5 protein-coding genes are annotated in these 6,544 nt (G+C 46.3%); 1 reads left to right on the plus strand and 4 read right to left on the minus strand.

The genetic code is table 11. The features are described from left to right. The coding region (locus tag QUA16_RS11505; RefSeq protein ID WP_333181141.1) for a hypothetical protein at window positions 1-228 on the plus strand (228 nt) is incomplete at its 5' end. 314 nt (window positions 229-542) lie between these two features. Here QUA16_RS11505 and QUA16_RS11510 read toward each other — a convergent pair. From QUA16_RS11510 to QUA16_RS11525, 4 genes are all read right to left on the minus strand, one after another. Further along, window positions 543-3,770: a DUF499 domain-containing protein gene (locus tag QUA16_RS11510; protein WP_333102896.1), complete on the minus strand. Its 3,228-nt coding sequence runs from the start codon at window positions 3,768-3,770 to the stop codon at window positions 543-545. A 59-nt stretch (window positions 3,771-3,829) separates the two neighbouring features. Beyond that, window positions 3,830-4,105: a hypothetical protein gene (locus QUA16_RS11515; protein WP_333102895.1), complete on the minus strand. Its 276-nt coding sequence runs from the start codon at window positions 4,103-4,105 to the stop codon at window positions 3,830-3,832. Between the two features lie 94 nt (window positions 4,106-4,199). Further along, on the minus strand, window positions 4,200-5,153 hold the full coding sequence (locus QUA16_RS11520; RefSeq protein ID WP_333102894.1) for a threo-3-hydroxy-L-aspartate ammonia-lyase: 954 nt from the start codon (window positions 5,151-5,153) through the stop codon (window positions 4,200-4,202). Between the two features lie 770 nt (window positions 5,154-5,923). Further along, a partial coding sequence (locus QUA16_RS11525; RefSeq protein WP_333102893.1) for a calcium-binding protein occupies window positions 5,924-6,544 on the minus strand: 621 nt, incomplete at its 5' end.

The raw sequence follows: 6,544 nt of genomic DNA on the forward strand, positions 1-6,544 counted from the left end.
CCGCCCCTACATGGAAATAATTATACAACAATCAATCTACACATCCTATCATGTCCGATCGCGATGCCTGTAGGGGCAGGTTCACCAACCATCTACGCAATCAACCAACCATCTCAAAAACCCGCCCCGGCTTATGTATTATGCGGGTATGTTAAAAGAGGTAGATTGCGATTTACCGTGGGGTGGGGGCGGGTTTTTGAGATTGTTAATTTTTGCCAAATATTGTAGGTAAAACCCGCCCCTACATGGAAATTATACAATCATCAATCTACACATCTTATCATGTTCGATCGCCCGCCCCTACATGGAAATAATTATACAACAATCAATCTACACATCCTATCATGTCCGATCGCGATTCGTGTAGGGGCGGGTTCACCAACCATCTACGCAATCAACCAACCATCTCAAAAACCCGCCCCGGCTTATGTATTATGCGGGTATGTTAAAAGAGGTAGATTGCGATTTACCGTGGGGTGGGGGCGGGTTTTTGAGATTGTTAATTTTTGCCAAATATTGTAGGTAAAACCCGCCCCTACATTTTAATATACTACTCTTGCCATTAAATTTAGACGTTCTACTGGATTGCGATCGAGCGTTTGTTTTATACTATTAATATCCGGGGCAGTTGCTGACAAAGCTGGCTTGAATTCTAAGGTGATTTTCAAACTAACATCAGCTTGCGCGTCGGGACTGTTCAACAAACTGTTTAGAGTCGAGAAAAAACTCTGAAATCCCCGCAACGCTCCTTGATATTCCAGCCGCACAAATTGGTCGCCGGTTTGAATGGTTGCGGTTTGGTCGATTTGCGGTTGCCACCGCTGCAATATGGAAATTGCTGTTCCTAATTTGCGATAATCCATTACCTGATCCACAGACAATTCTAGCACTTCGATGCCTTGCACTTTGTAGTCGCTAATGCGATCGCCCAATCCCGTAAATACCGCACTTATCGTGCCGTCAATTTGGATAATCGGCGGTTTCGCCTCCCACAAACTCGGCTGTAGCGTTTCCACAACATAAGGAGAATTGTCACTATCTCGCACGCTAGAAACTTGAGGATTTAGATTGACATTGGTTGCTTTTTCTGCTGTTTCCCCGTTACCGTAATCGGCCACCACACGAAAAATAGTGTTATTAACAATGGTGGCGTCATACTCATCGGAAGGGAAGAAATTTCCCGGCACTAAAATATTATCTTGATACAAACTAACCGTCAGTGCTCCTTTCGCTTTCCACCTCACCCGCACGGGTTTTGCGGCTTCTGCACTCGGCATCAATTGGGCGCTGAGTTCCACTTCTTTGGGCGCTGGAGGTTCGAGAATGCCGCGTCTGTAGAGGGAGGCGCGATCGCTAAATTCGATCGTCTCCGGCAGCGCCAACACGCTATCATCAGTTTTGATAAACAGTCTCTCCCCGACTTTCATATCCCAATTGCCCATTTTCAAACCTTCGCGAATCGTGTCCCGCAGCTTCCCAACTTCCGCATCAAGGAGAATATTCAAACTCAAATCCTTAGCAAAAGCATCGCGCAGCGCCTTCGTCGTCCAACTATCCAACCCCAGAGGCCAAACTTTTTGCAAGATAAAAGCCGGGGCGAAAGGTTTAGCTTCTTCGGCGCGAATTTTGCCGCAATCTTTGAGGACTTTGAGAATCACATCTTGCTGGTTATTTTTGCCTTTCACCATACTCGCATCCTGGGCGGAAAGAGTGTAGTGCATCAATCCTTTCGGTGCTTTTACTTGGTCATTTGAAGGATAAAATAAATGGCGGTAAGTATTAGTCAAAGATACTCTCACCTCCATATCTTTTGTGCCTTCCCGTCCCTTCAATTCCTTCTGCTGGCTTCCCGATAAATCTGCCATCCGGTTCTGACTTTTGAGAATATTTTGAATAGCTTTATATTCTCTGGCATTGTCGATCGCGTTTTCTAACTCTAGCCGATTTGCCACCAAAAATAACAACCGATTGCGGTAGGTGCGAAACTTCCCCGATTCGCCGCTATTGTTAAAAATTCTCTCGATTAATTCCGGGGCTGCGTCGGTAGAAGCATTCACCGTCGCATCGTCAAAGTCGATCGCGCACAACGCCACATCATCCGGGTTATCGTCTACATCTCCGGGACTTTCGATATTAGAAACTAAGGTAAAGAATTTCTTGGCAAAAATGCTATCCCGACGAATTCTCAAATCATCTTTCGCGAATCCCCTCCCAACTTGTTCCTTTTCCTCGGTGATAATTTTGTTGATCGAAGGTTCTTCTTTAAACCTGGCTAAAGATGTGATCGGATCGGAGTCTAAATACCAAGCTACCTTCGTCAATCTTTCTAAAGCCCGATCGACAAAACCGCTGTCAACCCCCGGAGTCAGCAGCGACAAATTCAACTCAGCCAGCCGAATACCCGAAGAATTTCCCTGAGTCAGAGAATGCAAAAAGATCGATCGGGCTACCCAAGTAGAAAACGGCGGTTTTCCCGCTGCTATCCATTCCCCATCTTGCAATTGTGCGTAAGCCGGCCTACCATCGGGATTGTAGATATCAGCGCCGATCGCATTCCGCAGGGGCGATCGTTGCAACCGAGAAGTCAGATCGTTAGTAATTTCGCCATCCATCCCTATAGGAATGTGATGCGTGTGAATCATCGGCATCCAACCGTCGCGATTTTCCCACAAATGCCGCACCACTTGCGCGAACAATCGCAAAGCGCCCCGCGTCTTCTGGAATTCGGGAATAGAAGCAATTTTTTTAGTAAGAAGATTGAACAATTCCGGGTGAAACGGATAACTTTGGGCGATCGCTTTTGAGTATGACGCATCTTTGCACCCATCGGGCAAATTAACGCGGCAATTGCGATAAGCCGCCAAATATTCCGAAGCCGCTTTTTGCGCCGCTTCCTCGCTAACTCTGGCAAACACGCGCTGTTTAACGATGTTGTAAATTTCGATATCTGTAGAAGGACTCAACACCCTTTCTTGCCTTGCGGAAGCGCGCATCGTTTCTTGCAATTCTGCCGTTTCTTCCGCAAAAGTATCTGCTGTCGAGGCGAGGGAATAAACCAATACTAAATTATCGCACGCTGCCGCCAAATCCATCAGGGAAAATAGAAAAGCTACCACTTGTTTGGCTAAATCGCTTCTGCCAATTTGTTTCGCTTTTGCCGATCGCAAATACCGCGCAATTTCATCTAAAATAATCACAGTCGGCTGTCCCCCCGTCAACCGTTCTAACACCGAAGTACCGGGGCTGACACCGCTTTTATCGCTGCCTTGCAGTAACTGATAGCCTGAAATCCCGCCAATTTGGTAAGCAATTTCGCCCCAAAGAGTGTAGGTTGTCAAGCCGCTGTCCGAGTGATAAACTCCTTGTTCTGGGTCTAAATCTCGACCGTCGATCGCTGCAACGGCGATCGGGCGATCGGGAATCACGCTAATATCTGTAAAGCGTTCCAATCCGTGAATTTCTCGCCCTTGCTTGCAGATATGCCAGAGTGCAATTTCATCGTGAGTTTTGCCGCCCCCAAAACTCGTTTCCAAACGAACCACCCCCGCCCCGGCGCTTTGCTTCATCAAGCGGCTGAAAACCTCCCGAATCAGGGTTTTAATGCCATCAGTTGCGAAAGTATTGGCAAAAAATTTATTGGCATCTTGATAAACTTGAGGTGCATTTCCTTCCACTACCAGCCGCAATTTTGCTGCAAATAAATCTAGAGACAAGTCTCCCGATAAAATCTCCTCTCTGGGCACGCAGGTATCAAAGATTAATGGCAGCATATCAAAGATTCTTTGGTGTTGGGTAAATGATTAAAATTGAGATTTCAAACCATTTTTAATTAGCTTTGATGAACAGGCAAGATGCCTGTTCCACAATCCAATTCATCTTTTTTGGAAGGATGAACAGGCAAGATGCCTGTTCCACAATCCAATTCATCTTTTTTGGAAGGATGAACAGGCAAGATGCCTGTTCCACAATCCAATTCATCTTTTTTGGCAGGATGAACAGGCAAGATGCCTGTTCCACAATCAAATTCATCTTTTTTGGAAGGATGAACAGGCAAGATGCCTGTTCCACCATCAAAAATAAAATTCCTCTCTTGTGGAACGGGCATCTTGCCCGAACAGGCAAGATGCCTGTTCCACCATCAAAAATAAAATTCCTCTCTTGTGGAACGGGCATCTTGCCCGTTCTTGAAAAAGTGCAAGCTAATGACTAAAATCGACATTTCCCCCGCTAACAATCACCCCAACTCTCGCATTTTCAGCTTTCACAACACCTGACAACAAAGCCGCCGCTGCTAACACTCCCGTCGGTTCAACAACTATCTTCATCCGTTCCCACATAAAAAACATTGTACTGCGAATTGCCTCTTCGGAAACAGTTGCCATATCATCAACATAATGCAGCACCAAAGGAAAGGTTAATTTCCCCAAAGATGGCGTGCGCGCACCGTCAGCAATCGTATCCGGGTTAGTAACAGTTTGTAGCGTTTTCGTGCGGAACGATCGCGCAGCATCGTCTGCTTGCTCCGGTTCCACTCCTATTACTTTACACTGCGGAGACAAAGTTTTTGTCGCGATCGCGCATCCCGACAGCAAACCCCCGCCACCGCAGCAAACTAACAGCAAATCCAACTCCCCAACTTCTGCGATTAATTCCAGCGCCGCCGTACCTTGTCCCGCAATCACCCACGCATTATCATAAGGAGGAACAATTGTCAAGTGTCGTTCTGCGGCAATTTTAGCGGCTAACTCTTCGCGAGAAACTTGAGTGCGATCGTACAAAATAATCTCTGCGCCGTAGCCGCGAGTCGCCTCTTGCTTGACTTTGGGCGCATCAGCAGGCATCACAACAGTAGCAGGAATCTGTAACAACTGGGCGGCAAGGGCGATCGCCTGCGCGTGATTTCCCGAAGAAAAAGTCAACACTCCCCGCTGTTTTTCAGATTCAGATAGCTGCATCAAAGCATTGCAAGCGCCCCGAAATTTAAACGAACCCGTGCGCTGAAAGTTCTCGCACTTGAAAAACACCTGAGAATTTGTGCGTTTGTTGAAAGTTTCCGAAGTCAGCACCGGCGTCTTGAAAGCATTGCCCTGCAAGCGATTTGCCGCCGCCTCCACATCCGCGAAACAGACTGATAAAGGATTTTGGGCACTCATAGATTTTAGATTTGGGCGATCGAGGACTCTATTTGTAGGGTGGGCATTGCCCGCTTACTCGTACCATTACACTATAATTTTTTATCATAAGCTTATTAATAATTATCATTAGCTGTTGCGCTTAATGGTTAAAAAAACTGTTGACTAAAATCAAAGTTATGACAATTTACTATCAAAAAGTAAAAGGCGGTTTGTACTTGCACAGGAGAAGGATTAATGAATACAAATTTAACCACCGCCCGATTAATTGTAGGGAAACGGCAAGGCGCCGTGTGCTGATTTTGGGTAATATCTGAAATGTTGCACCATTTTCAATAAGCTTTTTATGAACAGGCAAGATGCCTGTTCCACAAAGAGTGAATTTTCTTGTGGAACAGGCATCTTGCCTGTTCTGGAGAATGGTGCAACATTTCAGGTAATATCAAATCCGTTGGCATCGGAATTATTCATCTCTCTCTTCCCTTTCTCTGTATCCTCTGTGTCCTCTGCGGTTTAATCATTCCCATACAACCGGAATGGATATAACGGGTAAAATAAACCGGATTGGATGGTGAAATTGCCCTCGCAAGTGCGATCGACTCCAACCATCGACAACAACGCAAAAGAGGACACCGCAATGCCATTTCCCTACCAAAAAAATAGCGACTAACTTGTTTAACAATTACCAAAAAAAAGGACACAGCATGGCTGTGTCCTTACCCCTATCTTGTAGGGACACAGCATTGCTGTGTCCCTAACCGTACCGATATCCCGATTAGGATTCTTGCCGCTTAGAACAAGAACAATTCAGAATTACCGGAAACTCCCAAATTGACATCGACAGTAGCAAACAAACTGTTACCGCCAACCGTAGAACCGTTGCTATCGTAATACAGCTTAGTAGACAAACCGTCGTAGATAGCCATGATGGACGGCCCGGTTAAAGTTGCTTCAAACACAGTTACATCAGACACTGTGCTGCTGTAAGCGTAGAAACTCGAAGCCAAAGTCCCTCCGGTTGTAAAGGCTGCAAAACCAGTTTTGTCGAGGTTAATTACATCATCAGCAATGCTGTAATTGGTAATTAAATCCCCGCCGCCAGCAGTAGTTCCGCTGAACACAAACACATCTGCACCAGCACCGCCGTTGAGAACATTGGTTCCCAAACCACCGATTAAAGTGTCATTCCCGTCGCCGCCGTTGAGAGTATCGCTACCCGCGCCGCCGAAGATACTGTCGTCACCTGCGCCACCGGAGATGCTGTCGTTACCTGCACCGCCGTCGAAAATATCAGCACTAGATCCGCCATTCAAGATGTCAGCAAACTCAGTGCCGGTGACGTTATTAGCTGTCGCACTTCCTGTAAATAAGACAGGAGTGGTGAAGTTGTAACCGCCAACACCAGAACCGAA

This window comes from Microcoleus sp. S13_C3 (assembly GCF_036700905.1).
Classification (GTDB): domain Bacteria; phylum Cyanobacteriota; class Cyanobacteriia; order Cyanobacteriales; family Microcoleaceae; genus Microcoleus.